The organism is Ruegeria sp. BHSC276 (assembly GCF_059612945.1).
This window is the reverse complement of record NZ_JBXWRP010000003.1, coordinates 155,270-175,165: the sequence shown is the minus strand read 5'-3', so window position 1 is coordinate 175,165 and position 19,896 is coordinate 155,270. Positions and strand designations below refer to the sequence as shown.

16 protein-coding genes and 1 pseudogene are annotated in these 19,896 nt (G+C 63.7%); 9 read left to right on the top strand and 8 right to left on the bottom strand.

The window, feature by feature from the left end:
- The first annotated feature begins 46 nt into the window (after positions 1–46).
- The 5 genes from AC2FMD_RS04495 to AC2FMD_RS04475 all read left to right on the top strand — a co-directional run bounded on the left by AC2FMD_RS04495 (position 47) and on the right by AC2FMD_RS04475 (position 6,319).
- Positions 47–1,828, top strand: coding sequence for an acyl-CoA dehydrogenase C-terminal domain-containing protein (locus AC2FMD_RS04495; protein WP_496742159.1), 1,782 nt, complete (start codon positions 47–49; stop codon positions 1,826–1,828).
- A gap of 56 nt (positions 1,829–1,884) precedes the next feature.
- Positions 1,885–2,097: a hypothetical protein gene (locus tag AC2FMD_RS04490; protein ID WP_005981899.1), complete on the top strand. Its 213-nt coding sequence runs from the start codon at positions 1,885–1,887 to the stop codon at positions 2,095–2,097.
- Between the two features lie 136 nt (positions 2,098–2,233).
- Positions 2,234–2,872 carry a glutathione S-transferase family protein gene (locus AC2FMD_RS04485; protein ID WP_496742161.1) on the top strand — a complete coding sequence of 213 codons (639 nt, stop codon included), beginning with the start codon at positions 2,234–2,236 and terminating at the stop codon, positions 2,870–2,872.
- 10 nt (positions 2,873–2,882) lie between these two features.
- On the top strand, positions 2,883–4,094 hold the full coding sequence (locus AC2FMD_RS04480; protein WP_496742163.1) for an acetyl-CoA C-acetyltransferase: 1,212 nt from the start codon (positions 2,883–2,885) through the stop codon (positions 4,092–4,094).
- A gap of 23 nt (positions 4,095–4,117) precedes the next feature.
- The gene (locus AC2FMD_RS04475; RefSeq protein WP_496742165.1) at positions 4,118–6,319 is read left to right on the top strand and encodes a 3-hydroxyacyl-CoA dehydrogenase NAD-binding domain-containing protein; all 2,202 of its coding nucleotides are present in this window, start codon (positions 4,118–4,120) and stop codon (positions 6,317–6,319) included.
- Positions 6,320–6,374: 55 nt separating this feature from the next.
- Here AC2FMD_RS04475 and AC2FMD_RS04470 read toward each other — a convergent pair whose 3' ends face one another.
- Together AC2FMD_RS04470 and AC2FMD_RS04465 are read right to left on the bottom strand one after the other, a co-directional pair.
- Positions 6,375–7,151 (bottom strand): Hint domain-containing protein, encoded by a 777-nt coding sequence (locus tag AC2FMD_RS04470; RefSeq protein WP_496794735.1) that lies wholly within the window; start codon positions 7,149–7,151, stop codon positions 6,375–6,377.
- A gap of 177 nt (positions 7,152–7,328) precedes the next feature.
- Positions 7,329–7,976, bottom strand: a pseudogene (locus AC2FMD_RS04465) (sulfotransferase family 2 domain-containing protein).
- Between the two features lie 131 nt (positions 7,977–8,107).
- On the opposite strand from AC2FMD_RS04465, the gene AC2FMD_RS04460 reads away from it, so the two are divergent.
- A complete protein-coding gene (locus AC2FMD_RS04460; protein ID WP_496794734.1) occupies positions 8,108–9,124 on the top strand; it encodes a hypothetical protein in 1,017 nt (338 codons plus the stop codon).
- Between the two features lie 4 nt (positions 9,125–9,128).
- Here AC2FMD_RS04460 and upp read toward each other — a convergent pair whose 3' ends face one another.
- The 6 genes from upp to AC2FMD_RS04430 form a co-directional block, all read right to left on the bottom strand.
- The gene (upp, locus tag AC2FMD_RS04455; RefSeq protein ID WP_490361960.1) at positions 9,129–9,761 is read right to left on the bottom strand and encodes a uracil phosphoribosyltransferase; all 633 of its coding nucleotides are present in this window, start codon (positions 9,759–9,761) and stop codon (positions 9,129–9,131) included.
- Complete coding sequence (locus tag AC2FMD_RS04450; protein WP_496742171.1) at positions 9,758–10,744, bottom strand: adenosine deaminase; 987 nt, start codon at positions 10,742–10,744, stop codon at positions 9,758–9,760. The genes upp and AC2FMD_RS04450 overlap by 4 nt, the downstream gene beginning before the upstream one ends.
- Positions 10,741–11,952: a phosphopentomutase gene (locus tag AC2FMD_RS04445; RefSeq protein WP_496742173.1), complete on the bottom strand. Its 1,212-nt coding sequence runs from the start codon at positions 11,950–11,952 to the stop codon at positions 10,741–10,743. The genes AC2FMD_RS04450 and AC2FMD_RS04445 overlap by 4 nt, the downstream gene beginning before the upstream one ends.
- The gene (locus AC2FMD_RS04440) at positions 11,949–13,256 is read right to left on the bottom strand and encodes a thymidine phosphorylase (protein ID WP_496712680.1); all 1,308 of its coding nucleotides are present in this window, start codon (positions 13,254–13,256) and stop codon (positions 11,949–11,951) included. The genes AC2FMD_RS04445 and AC2FMD_RS04440 overlap by 4 nt, the downstream gene beginning before the upstream one ends.
- A gap of 11 nt (positions 13,257–13,267) precedes the next feature.
- Positions 13,268–13,651 carry a cytidine deaminase gene (locus AC2FMD_RS04435; protein WP_496742175.1) on the bottom strand — a complete coding sequence of 128 codons (384 nt, stop codon included), beginning with the start codon at positions 13,649–13,651 and terminating at the stop codon, positions 13,268–13,270.
- Positions 13,652–13,757: 106 nt separating this feature from the next.
- Complete coding sequence (locus AC2FMD_RS04430) at positions 13,758–14,843, bottom strand: cupin domain-containing protein (RefSeq protein ID WP_496742177.1); 1,086 nt, start codon at positions 14,841–14,843, stop codon at positions 13,758–13,760.
- 144 nt (positions 14,844–14,987) lie between these two features.
- Here AC2FMD_RS04430 and AC2FMD_RS04425 point away from each other — a divergent pair, with 144 nt between their 5' ends.
- The 3 genes from AC2FMD_RS04425 to prpE all read left to right on the top strand — a co-directional run bounded on the left by AC2FMD_RS04425 (position 14,988) and on the right by prpE (position 19,815).
- On the top strand, positions 14,988–17,261 hold the full coding sequence (locus AC2FMD_RS04425; RefSeq protein ID WP_496678395.1) for an NADP-dependent malic enzyme: 2,274 nt from the start codon (positions 14,988–14,990) through the stop codon (positions 17,259–17,261).
- Positions 17,262–17,307: 46 nt separating this feature from the next.
- Positions 17,308–17,697, top strand: coding sequence for a GFA family protein (locus tag AC2FMD_RS04420; RefSeq protein ID WP_496742179.1), 390 nt, complete (start codon positions 17,308–17,310; stop codon positions 17,695–17,697).
- A 228-nt stretch (positions 17,698–17,925) separates the two neighbouring features.
- The gene (gene prpE, locus AC2FMD_RS04415) at positions 17,926–19,815 is read left to right on the top strand and encodes a propionate-CoA ligase PrpE (RefSeq protein WP_496712683.1); all 1,890 of its coding nucleotides are present in this window, start codon (positions 17,926–17,928) and stop codon (positions 19,813–19,815) included.
- Positions 19,816–19,896 lie beyond the last annotated feature (81 nt).

The following is a 19,896-nucleotide window of genomic DNA, read 5'->3' as shown; positions in this document are numbered from 1 at the left end:
ACCCGGCCGCCAGCCACCCGGACATCTGAATTTAAGGGAGCTTCAAATGCCCGTCTACAACGCGCCTACCAAAGACACGCAATTCGTTCTGCAAGAGTTTCTCAAGGTCTCGCAATCCGACATTCCGGGCTATGCCGAGCTCGAGCCCGATTTCACCGGCGCCGTGCTGGAAGAGGCAGGCAAGGTCGCCGTCAACCTGCTGCACCCGCTGAACGTGGTTGGCGACAAGGAAGGCTGCCGGTTCGAAAACGGCGTGGTCTATACCCCGACCGGGTTCAAGGACGCGTTCGAGCAGGTCAAGGAAGGCGGCTGGACCGGCCTGGACATGCCCGAGGAATATGGCGGCCAGAACATGCCTTATGTTCTTGGCACGGCCGTGGGCGAGATGTTCTCGGCCGCGAACCAGGCCTTCACGATGTATCAGGGCCTGACCCACGGCGCTGCCTCGGCCATCCTGGCGCACGGCACCGACGAGCAGAAAAGCACCTATCTGCCCAAGATGGTCAGTTGCGAGTGGACCGGCACCATGAACCTGACCGAGCCGCATTGCGGCACCGATCTGGGCCTGATGCGCACCAAGGCCGAACCGCAGGGCGATGGCAGCTACAAGATTACCGGCCAGAAGATCTTTATCTCGTCCGGCGATCACGACATGGCCGACAACATCATCCACCTGGTGCTGGCCAAGATCCCCGGCGGCCCCGAGGGCATCAAGGGCGTGTCGCTGTTCATCGTCCCCAAGTTCCTGGTGAACGAAGACGGCAGCCTTGGTGAGCGCAACGGCGTTTCGGTCGGCAAGATCGAAGAAAAGATGGGCATCCACGGCAACTCGACATGCGTGATGAACTATGACGGCGCGACCGGCTGGCTGCTGGGGCAGGAACACAAGGGCATGCGCGCCATGTTCACCATGATGAACGAAGCGCGTCTGGGTGTGGGCATGCAAGGGCTGGCCCAGGCCGAGGCCGCCTATCAGAACGCGCTGGAATACGCCAAGGACCGCCTGCAGGGCCGTGACGTGACCGGCGCCAAGAACCCCGATGGCCCGGCCGATCCGCTGATCGTGCATCCCGACATCCGCCGCAGCCTGATGGACCAGAAAAGCTTTGTGGAAGGCGCGCGGGCTTTCATTCTGTGGGGTGCGACTCTGATCGACAGGGCGCACCGCGCAGGTGACAAGGACGCCGACGGGCTGATCTCGCTGATGACCCCGGTCATCAAGGGCTTCCTGACCGATGAAGGTTACGACATGACCGTTCGGGCCCAGCAGGTCTATGGCGGCCATGGCTACATCGAGGAATGGGGCATGTCGCAATACACCCGCGACGCCCGCATCGCCATGATCTACGAAGGCGCCAACGGCGTTCAGGCGCTAGATCTCGTCGGCCGCAAGCTGGCGCAGGACGGCGGCAAGCATGTCATGGCCTTCTTCGACATGGTCAAAACCTTCTGCAAGGAAAACAGCGGCAAAGACAAAGCCTATGACAAGGCGTTCATCGAACCGCTGAAGGCCGCCTCGAAGGACCTGCAGGCCGCCGGCATGTATTTCATGCAGAACGGCATGACCAACCCGAACAACGCCCTGTCGGGTTCCTATGACTTCATGCACATGTTCGGCCATGTCTGCTTGGGCCTGATGTGGGCGCAGATGGCAAAGGCCGCGCAAGAGGCGCTGGATGCCGGCGCGACCGACAAGGACTTCTACGAGACAAAAATCGCCACCGGCCGCTACTACATGGCACGCCGTCTACCGGCCACGGGCATGCACCTGGCGCGGATCCAGACCGGCGCCGACACGGTGATGGCACTGGACGCGGCGAACTTCTGATCCCAGTCTGGTTCCGGGCGACCCCGCCTGGAACCAGCGCTCACCGAGGAGTTGACATGCCCAAACGCTTTCGCCTGACCCGCCGCTTTCCCGTCGCCATGACCGAGGACGGATATCGAAAACTCAAGGGGTTTGCCCGCGAGGCTGGGCTGGACGAAGGAGAGGCGCTGTCATTCCTGTTCGAGAATTTCAACAGCGTGATCGACGAGGAGAACCTGACCCACCGGCTGCGCATCTTCAATTCCGAGCTTGAGGCGCGCAAACGCTAGACGACCCCGATGCCTGGCCCAGGCCCGGCGTGTTTTCAGCAAGACAAGTCCGAACGCGGCTGCGGCCCGCGGTCAGGTCTTTCTTAAGACACGTGCGTGACGAAACCGTACAAACCGCCTTGGGAGGGGTGAGTGCATGACGATAAAACTGCATTGCTTCGGAGAAAGCGGAAACTCGTACAAGGCCGCCCTTGCGCTTGAGATGTCAGGGCTGGAGTGGGCGCCGGTCTTTGTCGATTTCTTCAACGGCCAGACCCGAACCCCCGAATACCGCGCCGAAGTCAACGAAATGGGCGAAGCGCCGGTGTTGATCGACGGAGATTTCCGGACCAGCCAATCGGGCGCGATTCAGGCCTATGTCACCGAGAAGTCCGGGAAATTCGGCGGAAAGACGCGGGAAGAGAACTATGACATCCTGCGCTGGGTGCTGTGGGACAACCACAAGTTCAGCTCGATGGCTGGCATGACCCGGTTCCTGATCAACTTTCTGCCCGAACAGCACCGCAACCCGGATGTGATCGCCTTCAACCAAGGCCGCCTGAAAGCCGCCTATCAGGTGCTAAACGCGCATCTTGAGGGACGCGACTGGATCGTCGGCGACAGCGTGACCAACGCCGATCTCAGCTGCTGCGGCTACCTCTATTACCCCGAACCCTTCGGCTTTGACCGCGCCGAATGGCCCCATATCGACGCCTGGCTGACCCGCCTGTCCGAGCAGCCCGGCTGGAAACACCCCTATGACCTGATGCCCGGCAATCCGTCGGATCGAGCTTGAGGAGAGAAGCATGACCGAAGCTTTCATTTATGACGCTGTGCGCACCCCGCGCGGCAAGGGCCGCAAGGACGGCAGCCTGCACGAGGTGACCTCGGTGCGCCTGTCGGCGGTGGCCTTGAACGCCATCAAGGAACGCAACAACCTGGAAGGCCACGCCGTCGAGGACGTGATCTGGGGCAACGTCACCCAGGTGATGGAACAGGGCGGATGCCTGGCGCGGTCCGCGGTTCTGGCCTCGGACTTGGATGAATCGATCCCCGGCCTTGCGATCAACCGTTTCTGCGCCAGTGGAATGGAGGCCGTGAACCTGGCCGCTAATCAGGTCAAGGGCGGCGCGGGCGAGGCCTATATCGCCGGTGGCGTCGAGATGATGGGCCGCGTGCCCATGGGCAGCGATGGCGCCGCCATCGCGGTCGATCCGTCGCTGGCGATGGAGACCTATTTCGTACCGCAGGGCATCTCGGCCGACATCATCGCGACCGAATACGGCTTTACCCGCGATCAAGCCGACGCGCTGGCCGTTGAATCGCAGAAACGCGCGGCCAAGGCGTGGGAAGAGAACCGCTTTGCCAAGTCGGTGATCACTGTCAAGGACCGCAACGGCCTGACCATTTTGGACCGCGACGAATACATGCGCCCCGGCACCGACATGCAGAGCCTCGGCGCGCTGAACCCCTCGTTCCAGATGATGGGCGAGCAGATGCCCGGTTTCGACAAGGTGGCGATGCTGAAATACCCGCATCTGGAAAAGATCAACCACATCCACCACGCCGGCAACAGCTCGGGCATCGTGGATGGCGCAGCGGCCGTTCTGATCGGCAACAAGGAATTCGGCGAGAAATACGGCCTGAAGCCGCGCGCCCGCATCAAGGCCACCGCCAAGATCGGCACCGACCCGACCATCATGCTGACCGGCCCGGTTCCGGTGACCGAAAAGATCCTAGCCGAAACCGGCATGACGATCAGCGATCTGGACCTGTTCGAGGTCAACGAGGCCTTTGCCTCGGTCGTGCTGCGGTTCCAGCAGGCATTTGACGTCGATCCGGCGCTGGTCAACGTCAATGGCGGCTCGATCGCCATGGGCCACCCGCTGGGCGCCACCGGCGCGATCATCATCGGCACCCTGCTGGACGAGTTGGAGCGTCAGGACAAGGAAACCGGTCTGGCCACCTTGTGCATCGCATCCGGCATGGGCGCGGCAACCATAATCGAACGTGTGTAACGGCGGGGATCAGGAGAAGAAAAATGGCTGATTTTACACTGACCAAAGACGCCGACGGCGTTGGCATCATCACCTGGGACGTCCCCGGCAAGACCATGAACGTGATGTCATTCGACGGCCTGTCCGAACTGAACGACTGCATCGATCAGGCCCTCGCCGATGACGAGATCAAAGGCATCGTGATTACCAGCGGCAAGGAAGGATCGTTTGCCGGCGGCATGGACCTGAATCTGCTGGCGGTGATGAATGAACAGGCGGGTGACGACCCGGCCAAGGGCCTGTTCGAAGGCACGATGAAGATGCACGCCCTGCTGCGCAAGATCGAACTGGCCGGCATGGACCCCAAGACCAAGAAAGGTGGCAAACCGATCGCGGCCGCCCTGCCCGGCACTGCCGCCGGCATCGGCATGGAGCTGCCGCTGGCGACCCATCGCATCTTTGCCGCCGAGAACTCCAAGGCCAAATACGGCCTGCCGGAAATCATGGTCGGCATCTTTCCCGGCGCAGGCGGCACCACGCGTATGGTCCGAAAGGTGGGCGCCATCGCGGCGGCTCCGCTGCTGCTGGAAGGCAAGATGCTGGACGTGAAAAAGGCCAAGGGCGCAGGTTACATCGACGAGATCGCAGCCGATCCGCTGGCCGCGGCCAAGGAATGGGTGCTGAACGCCAAGGATGCCGATCTGGTCAAGCCGTGGGACGCCAAGGGCTACAAGATGCCCGGCGGCGCGCCCTATCACCCGGCGGGGTTCATGAACTTCGTGGGTGCCTCGGCGATGGTGAACGGCAAGACCCAGGGCGCCTTCCCGGCGGCCAAAGCCTTGCTGAGTGCGGTCTATGAGGGCGCACTGGTCGATTTCGACACCGCGCTGAAGATCGAGGCGCGCTGGTTCACCTCGGTGTTGATGAACCCGTCCTCGGGCGCGATGATCCGTTCGCTGTTCCTGAACAAGGAAGCGCTGGAAAAAGGCGCCGTTCGTCCGAATGGCATTCCGGACCAGTCGGTCAAGAAGATCGGCGTTCTGGGTGCCGGCATGATGGGCGCGGGCATCGCGCTGGTCTCGGCGCAGGCCGGGATGGAGGTCGTGCTGATCGACCGCGATCAAGCCGCCGCAGACAAGGGCAAGGCCTATACCGAAGCCTATCTGGACAAGGGCATGAAGCGTGGCAAGGTCACGGCCGAGAAGAAAGAGGCCATGCTGAGCCGCATCACCGCCACGCCTGATCTTGAAAAGCTGGCGGGCTGCGATCTGATCATCGAAGCCGTGTTCGAGGACCCCAAGGTCAAGGCCGAGATGACCCAGAAGGTCGAGGCGATCATCCCCGAGGACTGCATCTTTGCCTCGAATACCTCGACCCTACCGATCACCGAACTGGCCAAGGCCAGCAAGCGGCCAGATCAGTTCATCGGCATCCACTTCTTCTCGCCGGTCGAGAAGATGTTCCTGGTGGAAATCATCAAGGGCAAGGAAACCGGTGAACGGGCCGTGGCCAAGGCGCTGGACTATGTCCGCCAGATCCGCAAGACGCCGATCGTGGTCAATGACGCGCGGTTCTTCTACTGCAACCGCTGCATCATCCCCTACATCAACGAAGGCGCGCGGATGATCACCGAGGGCGTCAAGCCGGTGCTGATCGACAACGCGGCGCGTCAGCTGGGTTTCCCGGTTGGTCCGATACAGCTGACCGACGAAACTTCGATCGACCTGGGTGCCAAGATCGCGCGGGCGACCAAGGCCGCGATGGGCGACGCCTATCCCGAAAGCCCCGCCGACGAGCTGATCTTTTGGATGGAGGAGCAAGGCCGTCTGGGTCGCAAGGCCAAGGCCGGGTTCTTCGACTATGACGAGAACGGCAAGCGCATCGGCTACTGGCACGGTCTTCACGAGAAATATCGGCTGGCCGAACAGCAGCCCTCGCTGCAGGAAGTGCAGGACCGCCTGATGTTCGCACAGGTTCTGGAAGCCGTGCGCGCGTTGGAGGAAGGCGTTCTGGAAGACATCCGCGAAGGCGATGTTGGCGCCATCCTGGCCTGGGGCTTTGCGCCGTGGTCGGGTGGTCCGTTCAGCTGGCTTGACATGATCGGCGCGCCCTACGCCGCCGAGCGTTGCGACCAGTTGACCGAGAAATATGGCGACCGCTTCGCTTGCCCGCCGCTGCTGCGCGAGATGGCCGAGAAGGGTCAGACCTTCTATGGCCGCTTCGCCCCCGAGGCCAAAGCGGCCTGACGTACAGGTGCTGGCGCGTGGTTGAACGCGCCAGCCGCCCGCTGGCTCGACCGGGTCAGCTCTGCCAGTCGGCGCGCAACAGCAGGACCGGCTGTCTGGGCCGCCCCGGGCGTCCGGGGCGCCGCTCGCCCCGGAGGGGTCTGACCGGAACCACCGGCGCCCCGGGAACCGCAACAGCCGAAGCCGACACCGGGCAGGCCAGCGCTGACAGATCGCGCGCCGCCGCGACGGACGCTACCAGTGCCGCGCCACTCTCTGCATCCAGAACCGGGTAACCGCTTTGCCCCGCTACACGCCCTCTGCCCCCGATGCGGCAGGCCGGGAAATAGGCCCTCAGACCGCCTTCGATGCAAATGATCTCGTCCTGATCGAAAAACAATGTAGTCACCGGGAAACGGGTGGCCGGCATCGCCGAACCAAAGGCAAAAGACCCGCTGAGCAACCGCGCGGCGACGATGGCGCTGTCCGTCGGCGGCGCATCCAGCCAGGACGCGGCGACGGCAATCCCCTGCTCGGGCATGAGCCAGACCGGCCGCTTGTTGTAAGCCGCGCCGGCCGGCACCCGGACCGGCAGGAAGTCCGGACGGGTTTCATCAGCCGGCACCGAAATCAGGTCTTGTGACACCCGCCGCACGGGCTGGAACCCGTTGTCCGCCGTGCGCACCGGATCTCCGGGTGTCAGCGCCTCGACGGGCACCCACCCGCCATAGGTCAGAACCCGCGTTCCATGCACCAACCCTCCGCGCCGCACCGAAACAGCCTTGCGCGTCGTTGTTGCAACCCCTTTTTCAAAGGACATCTCGTCCGCTGAAACACTCACTACTTCAAACATGCGCCGCCCCCTTCTGGCACCTGTCAACTGAAACAGGTGTAGCACGGCAGGCCAAGCGACGCCTCATTTCTGCCTTTTTTCCGCCGGCTTTACGCCATCACACCGAGTATCAGGCCAAGTTTCAGGAACAGTTCCACCAATAGCCCCGCCGTTGAACGTAAATGGGAAACAGTTACTTTATTCGAAGTGATACCCGAATCTCTCGATATCTTCTGAACAGGCCTCGGCCACGGCATCGCGGGTCTGGGCGCAATAATAGTCCCGATAGTCTGCCGATCGGTTCGACGGGTTTGCATGCGGCAGACAGAATTCAAACCCAAGATGATCGAACAAGGGGCAGGCATCTTCGTGGAAATGCTCGAGCCGAACATAAGCCTTGCACAGATCCTGCCCCTTGGCGGTGGTGACCTAGCTACGCGCCGGGTTCTGCCGGAACGATCGGCGGATGTCCGGGTGCTGTACGAAACCAGCGAAATCCAGCGTCCGGGCCAAGCCGACCGCCGGGTGCGAAAACGTCTGTGTGCGCAGCCAGTAATAGTAGCTGACCATCCGGTCCCAAGGGTTGCGCACCAGCGTAAAGACGAACATGGCGGGCATTAGGTCGGGCGGTACAAGCCCCTCGATATCGGACAGACGCGCGTGTTTCCACAGGCGGCCCGCGGTCACAAGCGACTGCTGACGCCGCCGTCGCCGTTGCGCCTTGGGCGTGTCTCCCACCAGAATGTCGTCCTTCATCGCACGCGCCTCGAGCGCAAGCGCCAGCGACGTTCCCCCGGTTTTCGGGATATGAATGAAGATGAAAGACCGCCCCGTCGATAGGATCACCCTGGCCCCTTTGGTATTCTGGTACTTTCAAGTGGTTCAGTGGAACATGCCCGGCACCGGTTGTGCAACAGGTTTGCGCCGTTCGGTCCGAACGTGATAGGACTTGGCCAAATCATAACGAGCAGCCCACCGTGAAGACGGCATTCAAACAATACCAACGGATCGAAGCCACCGGTCTGTGGCGCCCGTCGCCGGACGAACAACGGCGCGAGGTCGTGGTGTCAATCGGCGAAGCGACACTGACGATTTCCGACTTCAACGACCGACCGCTGACCCATTGGTCTCTGGCCGCATTGGAGCGCCAGAACCCCGGCGTCTTTCCGGCCATCTACAACCCCGACGGCGACCCGGGCGAGACGCTGGAGCTCGACCAGTCGGAAACGACCATGATCGAGGCCATCGACAAGCTGCAGCGTGCCATCGAACGTGCCCGTCCCCACCCCGGACGCCTGCGCTGGGCCAGCGTCGGCGGCGTCGCGGCCGCGGTGGTGGCGCTGCTTGTTTTCTGGTTACCGGGCGCGCTGCAATCCCATGTCGTGAGCGTTCTGCCGCAGATCAAGCGCCAGGAAATCGGCGAGATGGTCCTGCGCCGGATCGAACGCGTTTCGGGTCGGGCCTGCAACACGCGCGACGCGCAGGCGTCGCTGCGGGCGCTTGCGCAGCGGACCGGGGTGCGCCGGGTCGTGATCTTGCCCGCGGGCGTGCAAGACAGCCTAGGCCTGCCCGGTGGCATCGTTCTGCTGAACCGGGCGCTTGTCGAAGACTACGAGGACCCGGCCGTCGCCGCGGGATACATAATCGCCGAGCGCGCCCGTGCCGCACAGCAGGACCCTCTGGACGAACTGCTGGACCGGACGGGCAGCGCCGCCGCGTTTCACCTGTTGACCACAGGCGGGCTGACGACCGGGCAGATCGACGCCTATACCGAGCAGGTCCTGTCGGACCCGCGCCCGGAAATCGCGGATGAGACCCTGCTGCAGAGCTTTGCCCACGCCCGACTGCCTTCGACGCCTTATGCCTATGCGCGCGACATCACCGGCGAAACGGTTCTGCCCCTGATCGAGGCCGACCCGATGGCAACTGAGCCTCTGGACCAGGTCCTGCCCGACCGCGACTGGGTGCGGCTGCAGAACATCTGCAGCGACTAGGCGCCTATTTGGTGCCGAACATCCGGTCGCCGGCATCGCCGAGGCCGGGCATGATGTAGCCCTTGGAATTCAGCTCGCGGTCCAGCGCGGCGGTCACGATTTTGACATCGGGATGCGCCTCTTTCATGCGCGCCACACCTTCGGGGGCGGCCAACAAGCACAGGAACCGGATGTCGGTGGCGCCGGCCTGCTTCAGCAGGTCAACCGCCGCGGCCGAGCTGTTACCCGTGGCCAGCATCGGGTCAACCGCGATCACCAGCCGGTCTTTCAGCCCCTCGGGAACCTTGAAATAGTACTGCACCGGTTGCAGCGTTTCTTCGTCGCGATACAGGCCGACGAAACCGACCCGGGCCGAGGGCACCAATTCCAGAACACCATCCAGCATCCCGTTGCCTGCACGCAAGATCGACACCAGCGCCAGCTTCTTGCCCGCCAGAATCGGCGCGTCCATCTCCTCCATCGGGGTCTCGATGTTGCGCGTGGTCAGCGGCAGATCGCGGGTCACCTCATAGGCCAGCAGCAGCGTGATCTCGCGCAGCAGTTGCCGGAACGAGGCGGTCGAGGTGCCCTTGTCCCGCATGAGCGTCAGTTTGTGCTGAACCAGTGGGTGGTCGACGACGGTCAGATGTTCGCTCATGTGTTCTCCAGTCTTTTCCTGACCCTTGCGCGGGTCTCTTCATCGCAGAATGCGGCGTTCAGGGCGGTGTCGTTCAGCGCGGCGAAATCCTCGGCGTCCCAGCCGAAGGCCTGGGCCAGCATCTCATATTCGCGGCGCATGGTGGTATGAAAAAACGGCGGGTCATCGGTGGAAACCGTGACCTTCACGCCCGCCTCGCGCAGCCGCGCGATCGGATGGGTCGCGAAATCCGGGTACAAGCCCAGCACCACATTTGAGCCCGGGCAGACCTCGAGCGTGACGCCCCGGTCGGCCAGTTCATGCACCAGATCGGGGTCTTCGATAGCTCGCACGCCGTGGCCCACACGTTCGACCCCCAGCGCGCGTACGGCATCGCGCACGCTTTCGGGGCCGCCGAATTCGCCGGCATGGGTGGTCAGGCGCAATCCGGCCTCGCGCGCGCAGTCGAAGGCCCATTTGAAATCGGCCTGCTGGCCCATGGCCTCGTTCCCGCCCATGCCGAACCCGGTGATCCAGTCGCCCGCGGTTTCGGCGGCGCACAGCGCGCTGCGCTTGGCCTTGTCGGGCCCAAAATGGCGCACGCAGGTCACCACACCGCGCAGAGTGATGTCGAACTTGCGCTCGGCCTCGTCGGCGGCATCCTGAATGGCGGCCAGATAGTCGCGCCAGGCGTGCCGATCGCCCCCGCCGCAGAAATCGGGGCTGAGGAAGGTTTCGGAATAGACCACCCCGTTCGCCGCGCTTTCTTCCAGGATCGCCAACGTCAGGCGGCGGAAATCCTCGGGCGTTTTCAAGACCTCGCAGGCGGCCTCGTAGACGCTGAGGAAATGCCCGAAATCACGGAAGTCATAGCTGCCGTCGGGCTTGAAGATGCCGCTCAGGTCAACCTTCTTTTCCTGCGCCAGCTGGCGGATGAAGCCGGGCGGAGCCGCGCCTTCGTGATGCAGGTGCAGTTCGATCTTGGGCAGGTCTGCGACGGTCATAGAAAGGTCCTTCCCGGCCCTTGCGCCGGAATGCTCAGGTGATGTGCGATGCTGGCGGCCACGTCGGCGAAATTGACCTGCCCGATCTGTCCGGCCCCCAGGCCGGCGATCAGCACCGGCACCTGTTCGCGGGTGTGGTCGGTGCCGACCCAGCTGGGGTCGTTGCCGTGATCGGCGGTCAGAAGAAACAGGTCGCCCGGGCGCAGCCGGGGCAGGATACGCCCGATCTCGGCGTCGAACCATTCCAGCGCGCGGGCATAGCCCGAGATGTCGCGCCGGTGGCCGTACTGGCTGTCAAACTCGACGAAATTTGCGAATGTCAGGCTGCCGTCCCCGGCGCTGTCCACGAGGCGCGACAGGTGACCCATCAGATCGGCGTCCGAGCCCTTGTCCAGCGTGTCGATCCCCTGCATCGAGAAGATGTCACCGATCTTGCCCACGCCATGCACATTGCGCCCGGCATCCTGCGCCCAGTTGGTCAGCACCGGTGCGGGCGGCGTGATGGCAAAATCCTTGCGGTTGGTGGTGCGGACAAACCCCTGTTCGGGCGATCCCACGAAGGGGCGGGCGATCACCCGGCCCACCTTCATCTTGTGCAGAATGGGGGCGAGGGTCCGGCACATCTGGTACAGGCGCTCCAACCCGAAAGTCTCCTCATGCGCAGCAATCTGGAACACACTGTCGGCCGAGGTATAGCAGATCGGCCAGCCGGTGCGCATGTGTTCCGCGCCCAGTTCGGCGATGATCGTGGTGCCCGAGGCATGGCAATTGCCCAGAATGCCCTCGGTTCCGGCGGCCTGTGCGGCGGCGCGGGTCAGATCCTTAGGGAACGCGGGAACCGTGTCGGGGAAATAGTGCCAGTCCCACGGCACCGGCAGCCCGGCCAGTTCCCAATGGCCCGAAGGTGTGTCCTTGCCCGGCGAATGCTCGCGCGCGCAGCCCCACAGGCCGGTCGGGTCGGCCTCCAACCCCGGCGCATCCGCGCCCGAAGCCAGTCGCACCGCCGCCCCAAGCCCCAGCGCATCGAGGTTGGGCAGGCGCAACGGCCCGGACCGGCCATCCTCGGCCCGCCCTTCGGCGCAGGCCTGCGCGATATGGGCCACCGTATTGGCGCCCGTGTCCGGCACGTCGCCATTGAAGAACCGGTCGGCATCCGGCGCGCCGCCGATGCCCACCGAGTCCATCACCACAAGGAACGCGCGCCTCATGCAAGGATCCTTTCCTGTACGAGCTCCGGCACCGGAACGGCCGCCGGGCCGATGGTGATTGCGGCGCGCACGGTTTGCGCGGCCCGCTGTGCGGCATCCTCGCGCGCGGCATGGACCACGGCCAGCGGCATTCCGGCCGAGACCTTGTCGCCCAGCCGCACCAGAGCCGACAGGCCCACCGCCGGGTCGATCACGTCGCTTTCCACCTGCCGGCCACCGCCCAACGCCACGACCGCAAGGCCCAGCGCCTCGCCATCCATCGCGGTGACATAGCCTTCGTCCTGCGCCGTCACCTCGAGGATCACGCTGGCCTCGGGCAGATAGCGCGTCCAGTCCTCGACCAGGCCCAGCGGTCCGCCCACCGCGGCCATCATCCGGCCGAACCGCTCGGCTGCGCGGCCATCGCGGATTACCTCGGCGATCATGTCCCGCCCCGTCTGCACGTCGCCGACCATACCAGCGTCAGACAACAGAACACCGCCCAGCTCGACCGAAATCTCGGCCAGGGGCGAGGGCTGCCCACCGGTCAGCACCTTCATCACTTCGGCGATTTCCAAGGCGTTGCCCAGCGCGGGCGCCAGCGGCTGATTCATGTCAGTGATTAGGGCCGAGGTCCGGCACCCGGCCGCATTGGCCGTTTCGGTCAAGGCCTGCGCCAGCATGCGCGCCTCGTCCAGCGTTTTCATGAAGGCCCCGCTGCCAACCTTGACGTCCAGCACCAGCGCATCGGGGCTGGCCGCTAGTTTCTTGGACAGGATCGAGGCCGTGATCAGATCGAGGCTTTCGACCGTGGCGGTAACGTCGCGGATGGCATAGAGCCGCTTGTCCGCCGGGGCGATCTGCGCCGTCGCGCCGACGATGGCGGCACCGGTCTCGGCCAAAATATGGGCCAACCGGTCCTGGCCGATCTGGGTCGACACGCCGGGGATCGCCTCGAGCTTGTCGAGCGTCCCGCCGGTATGGCCCAGACCGCGGCCCGAGATCATCGGCACATAGGCCCCGCATTCCGCCAGCGCCGGGGCCAGCACGAGGCTGACGCAATCCCCCACACCGCCGGTCGAATGCTTGTCGATCACCGGACCGTCCAGATCCCAGGTCAGAACTTCACCGCTGTCCCGCATGGCCAGCGTCAGCGCGGCGCGGCCCTCGGGACCCAGCCCGCCCATGCAGACGGCCATAGCAAAGGCTCCGGCCTGGGCGTCGCTGACGCTTCCATCGGCCAGACCTTGGGCAAACCACGCCAGCTCGCCGGCATCCGGCACCTCGCGGCGGCGTAGTTTCGCGATGATCGAGCGGGCGTCCATGGGCGCGGCCCTTACATGAACGAAGCGTCGAAAGCGCCGGGCAGCAGCTCGCCGATGGTCGTGCGGGTCTCAACCCCGTCCACCGTCGCCATGGTGACCACCACGTCCTTGTCCCCGAACTCGGCCAGTTTCTGCCGGCACCCGCCGCAGGGCGGCACCGGTTGCGGGCTCGAGGCCACGACATAGACCTCGGCCAGCATGTTTTCTCCGGCGGCGACCATCGCGGCGATCGCCCCGGCCTCGGCGCAGGTGCCTTCAGGATAGGCCACGTTTTCCACGTTGCAGCCCGCGAACACCGCGCCCGACGGGGTGCGGACCGCGGCGCCCACTTTGAAATTAGAGTAGGGCGCATAGGCGTTTTCACGCACCTTGAGGGCTGCTTCTTTCAACGACATGGCGATTCCCCGATTTTTTGATCAACTGGTCAGAATGCCATACCCTACTGGAAATCCGCCGGGGAATTGAAGCCCCATCTGCACGGAAAGTCGGCGCGCCCGCGCGTCAGCCCAGATCGGTCTTGAAATACCCCGGCAGCGTCACTTCAAGCAGTTCGACATCGTCGCTCGGATCGGCCAGCCGCGTGCGCATTCCGGGTGGGATGACAAAGGCGTCGCCCTGCTCCAGGCGATAGGGTTCGCGGCCTTCACCTTCCAAGGTGACGGCCCCATTCATCACGAAGGTAAAGTGGATATCGGCATCATGGCTAGCCCAGACCGGGTCGCCCTGCCCCCGGCGCACCACCTGAACGCCTGCCACTCCCTTGGTGTTTTTGGCAATCGTCGTGTCGCGGCATTGATAGCCCGGCAGGCGGAATGGCTGCCACTCTGCCCCTTCGGCCCGGTTGTAGACGAACCGCTGCCCCTGCCATTCCCGCTCGGGGCGGTAATGCGGCGTGGGCAGTTGCATTTCGTGGTCGATCTCGGTGACATGCTCGGCCGGAACGCCGATTTCGATTACCTGCACGTTGTCCGACGCTTCGAGTACGCGGTGCCGGATCTCGGGCGGCTGGATGAAACAATCACCGGCGGTCAGGCGCATCTTGTCGCCCTGATCTTCGTAGACGACATCGACCCAGCCGTAGATGCAGAATATCAGCTGGAACCCGACCTTGTGGAAATGGACCATGTCCGGGACCGGGCCGCCGTCGGGAATGCGGATGTGGCTGGCAATGATCGACCCGCCCAGCCGGTCGGGCACCAGATCGCGGTAATGCATGCCCGCGCGCCCGATGATCCAGGGCGCCTGATCCTTGAGCCTGCGGACGACGAAGGAATGAACCGTCTCGGGCATCACCAGGGGCGGGTTGCGCTCCTCGATCTCGATGCGGGTGCCGTTGGGGGCGACCAGGCTGCGCTGACCGCCGGCGAACCCGTCCGGGTCTTCGGTGAGGATACGCAAGGTGCCCGGCGCCTCGGGCGCGTCCTTTTCCACACGCAGGCGCAGTCCATGCCCGGAAAACACCGCAACCCGAGGGTCATCCGCCGGATAGATCATGTCCATCCGCATGCCCAAAACCTTGGTGTAGAACGGAATGTCGTCTCGCAACTCTTGGGTCGGAATGCGGAATTCGGCTATGGTGTCGGTCATGCTGGTCTCCTCTGCGCGGGACAGTGGGGGGCGTTTCGGAAATTTGCAAGCCAGGGTCGAACCGGCCGACACGCGAATTCGTGGTTTCCCCTGCGTAAGAAATAGTTTAACACTAAACTAAATTCCAAAACGGGAAGTTTTGACATGTCCGACAAACCCAGCCTGCGCCAGGCCGCACTTGATTACCACGCGCATCCGAAGCCTGGGAAACTGGAGGTCAAGGCGACCAAACCCATGGCCAACGGCCGCGACCTCGCGCGCGCCTACTCACCCGGCGTGGCCGAGGCCAGCCTGGAGATCAAAAACGACCCGACGACAGCCGAGATGTACACCGCGCGCGGCAATCTTGTGGCCGTCGTCTCGAACGGCACTGCGGTGCTGGGGCTGGGCAATATCGGCGCGCTGGCCTCCAAGCCGGTGATGGAGGGCAAGGCCGTCCTGTTCAAGAAATTCGCCGGCATCGACTGTTTCGACATCGAGTTGAACGAACCCGATCCCGAGAAACTGGCCGATATCGTCTGCGCGCTGGAGCCTACCTTCGGCGCTATCAACCTCGAAGACATCAAGGCGCCCGACTGCTTTATCGTCGAGAAACTGTGCCGCGAGCGGATGAACATTCCTGTCTTCCACGACGACCAGCACGGCACCGCCATCGTGGTGGGGGCCGCTGCGCGCAACGCGCTGCACGTAGCCGGCAAGCGGTTCGAGGATATCAAGGTGGTTTCCACCGGCGGCGGCGCGGCGGGGATCGCTTGCCTGAACATGCTGGTCAAGCTGGGGGTCAAGCGCGAGAACATCTGGTTGTGCGACATTCACGGGCTGGTCTATGAAGGCCGGGACGAGGACATGAACCCGCACAAGGACCAATTCGCCCAAAAGACCGACCTGCGCACGCTGGATCAGGTGATCGACGGCGCCGACCTGTTTCTGGGCCTCAGCGGGCCGAACGTGCTGAAGCCACAGATGGTCGCGCGCATGGCCAAACAGCCGATCATCTTTGCGCTGGCGAACCCGACCCCGGAGATCTTGCCCGATGCCGCGCGCGAAGTAGCCCCCGACGCCATCATCGCCACCGGGCGCAGCGATTTCCCGAACCAGGTGAACAACGTCCTGTGTTTCCCGTTCATCTTCCGCGGCGCGCTGGACGTGGGCGCGACCGAGATCAACGATGCCATGCAGATTGCCTGCGTCGAAGGCATCGCCGAAATGGCACGCGCCACCACCAGCGCCGAGGCCGCAGCCGCCTACAAGGGCGAGCAGTTGACCTTTGGCCCCGACTACTTGATCCCCAAGCCATTCGATCCGCGGCTGGTGGGCGTGGTGTCCTCGGCTGTGGCCCGCGCCGCGATGGAAAGCGGCGTGGCCAGGCGCCCGATCGCAGACCTCGAAGCCTACAAGGAGCGCCTGAACCAGACCGTGTTCAAATCGGCCCTGCTGATGCGGCCGGTGTTCGAGGCCGCCAAGGCCGCCTCGCGCCGCATCGTCTTTGCCGAGGGCGAGGACGAGCGCGTGCTGCGCGCCGCCCAGGCCATTCTGGAGGAAACCACCGAAACGCCCATTCTGATCGGTCGCCCCGAGGTGATCGAGGCCCGCTGCGAAAAGCTGGGGCTGTCCATACGCCCCGGTCAGGATTGCCAGATCGTGAACCCGGAAAACGACCCGCGGTACTATGACTACTGGAACTCTTATCACCAGATCATGCAGCGCCGCGGCGTGACGCCCGACCTGGCCAAGGCCATCATGCGCACCAACACCACCGCCATCGGCGCCATCATGGTGCATCGCGGCGAGGCAGACAGCCTGATCTGCGGCACCTTCGGCGAGTATCGCTGGCACTTGAACTATGTCGGACAGGTTCTGGGCGATGGCGATCTGCGCCCGCATGGCGCGCTGTCGCTGATGATCCTCGAAGACGGGCCTCTGTTCATCGCCGATACCCATGTGCATCAACTGCCTTCCCCGGCGGAACTGGCCGAGATCTCGATCGGCGCGGCGCGGCATGCGCGGCGCTTTGGGGTTGAACCCAAGATCGCCTTCTGCTCGCAATCTCAATTCGGCAATCAGGCCGAGGGCTCGGGAAAACGCCTGCGCGAAGCGATCGCGATATTGGACAGCAAGCCCCGCGATTTCATCTATGAAGGCGAAATGAACTTGGACGTGGCCCTGGACCCCGAGTTGCGCGAGCGTATTTTCCCCAACTCGCGCCTGGAGGGGGCTGCCAACGTTCTGATCTTTGCCCATGCGGACGCGGCCAGCGGTGTGCGCAATATTCTGAAGATGAAGGCCGACGGCATCGAGGTCGGCCCCATCCTGATGGGCATGGGCAACAAGGCGCATATCGTAACACCCTCGATCACCGCACGCGGGCTGCTGAACATGGCGGCAATTGCCGGAACACCCGTCGCGCATTACGGTTGAACACGGCGGCCCGACCGGTCTGGCCGCCCCGCCGAGGGAGGTCATCATGAAAGGTCACTGCCACTGTGGCGCCGTGCGATGGGCCAGCGATGCCGAGATCGCGTGGGGCTGCTACTGTCATTGCGCGGATTGTCGCCGTAACTGCGCTGCCCCGGTTACGGCGTTCATCGGGTTGCCCCATGGTTCTGTGACGTGGTCGGGGGATGCGCCGTGCGTGTACAGATCGTCCGAGGATGTCGAACGCCTGTTCTGCGGCACCTGCGGCACACCGATGGCATATCGCAATGCCCGAGACCGGGCGAACATTCACCTCTATACCGCCACCTTGGAAAACCCCGAAGATGCCGCACCCCGCTTTCACGTTTTTCACGCCGAGCATCTGCACTGGCTGAACATCGAGGACAGCCTGCCCCGATATGCCGGAAAGGCGACCTGATCCGAATCTGACGGACTCGCGTTTGCACCCAGGGGTTTGCTGATTTGCAACAACAGAAAAAAGCCCCACTCAAGGGGTTAAAATTCCGTATATTTGCAAAAATTTGCAGACCTTTTGGCACGCTTCTGCAAAGATTTCGCGATAAACTGACGCGCCGTCATGCGCGCCGCTTGCTCGGCTGGACACAGGAGCCTAACACATTCCCCAAGACTGTCTGGAGGAGGACAAATGGCGTATCAGGACGTATACGAGAGCTGGAAAAAAGATCCCGAAGCATTCTGGATGCAGGCGGCCGAAGGCATCGACTGGATCGAGAAACCCAGCAAGGCCCTGTTTGACGACAACGCGCCGCTGTATGAATGGTTCTGCGATGCCAAGGTGAATACCTGCTGGAACGCCGTGGACCGCCACGTGGAAAACGGTCGGGGCGAGCAGACCGCCATCATCTATGACAGCCCGATCACCCACACCAAGCGCGAGATCTCCTACATGGAGCTGCGCAATCGCGTGGCGACCCTCGCCGGCGCGCTGCGCGCCAAGGGTGTCGAAAAGGGCGACCGCGTCATCATCTACATGCCGATGATCCCCGAGGCGCTCGAGGCGATGCTGGCGTGTGCGCGGCTGGGAGCGGTGCATTCGGTGGTCTTTGGCGGGTTTGCCAGCAACGAACTGGCGGTGCGGATCGACGACGCCAAACCCAAGGCGATCATCGCGGCGTCGTGCGGGCTGGAACCCGGTCGCGTGGTGCAATACAAGCCGCTGCTGGACGGCGCCATTGAGATGGCCAGCCACAAGCCCGAGTTCTGTGTGATCTTCCAGCGCGAACAGGAAGTGGCCAAGCTGGTCGAGGGGCGCGACTTCAACTGGCACGGCTTCCAGTACGGCGTTGAGCCGGCCGAATGTGTCCCGGTTGAAGGCAATGATCCGGCCTACATCCTATACACCTCGGGCACCACCGGCGCGCCCAAGGGCGTCGTACGACCCACGGCCGGGCACCTTGTGGCGCTGAACTGGACGATGAAGAACATCTACAACGTCGATCCCGGCGATGTGTTCTGGGCGGCCTCGGACGTGGGCTGGGTCGTGGGGCATTCCTACATCTGCTATGGCCCGCTGATCCACGGCAACACCACCATCGTGTTCGAGGGCAAGCCCGTCGGCACCCCCGATGCGGGCACCTTCTGGCGGGTGATTTCCGAGCACAAGGTCAAAAGCTTTTTCACCGCCCCAACGGCGATCCGCGCGGTCAAGCGCGAGGACCCCAAGGGCGAAATGCTGGCGAAATACGACCTGTCCTGCCTCAAGGCCCTGTTCCTGGCCGGTGAACGCGCCGACCCCGATACGATCACCTGGGCGCAGGACGCCTTGAAGGTTCCGGTCGTCGACCATTGGTGGCAGACCGAAACCGGCTGGACCATCGCCGGCAACCCGCTGGGGATCGAGGAACTGCCGATCAAGCTGGGCTCGCCCGCCAAGCCGATGCCCGGCTATGACGTGCAGATCCTCGACGAAGGCGGCCACCCGATGAAACCGGGCGAGCTGGGCGCGATCGCGGTCAAGCTGCCGCTGCCCCCGGGGACGCTGCCAACCCTGTGGAATGCCGAGGAGCGGTTCAGGAAATCCTATCTTGAGCACTTCCCGGGTTACTACGAAACCGGCGATGCCGGGATGATCGACGAGGACGGGTACCTTTATATCATGGCGCGCACCGATGACGTGATCAACGTGGCAGGCCACCGCCTGTCCACCGGCGCGATGGAGGAGGTTCTGGCCGCCCATCCCGACGTGGCTGAATGCGCGGTCATCGGCGTATCGGATGATTTGAAGGGGCAGGCCCCGGTCGGCTTCCTGTGCCTGAACGCCGGATGCAAGCGTGACAATGCCGAGATCGCGAATGAGGTCGTGCAGATGGTGCGCGACAAAATCGGCCCCGTCGCCGCCTTCAAGAAAGCCGTTGTGGTGGACCGCCTGCCCAAGACCCGCTCGGGCAAGATCCTACGCGGAACGATGGTGGCGATCGCCGATGGCAAGGACTACAAAATGCCTGCCACAATCGACGACCCGGCCATTCTGGACGAAATCACCGAAGCCCTGAAATCAATCGGTTACGCCCAGTAACCGGGCATCGGGCGGCCTTGGGCCGCCCGCCCTGCCCTGCGGGCTTGCAACCTTTGGCAGACCGCCTACTGTGCCCTTGAC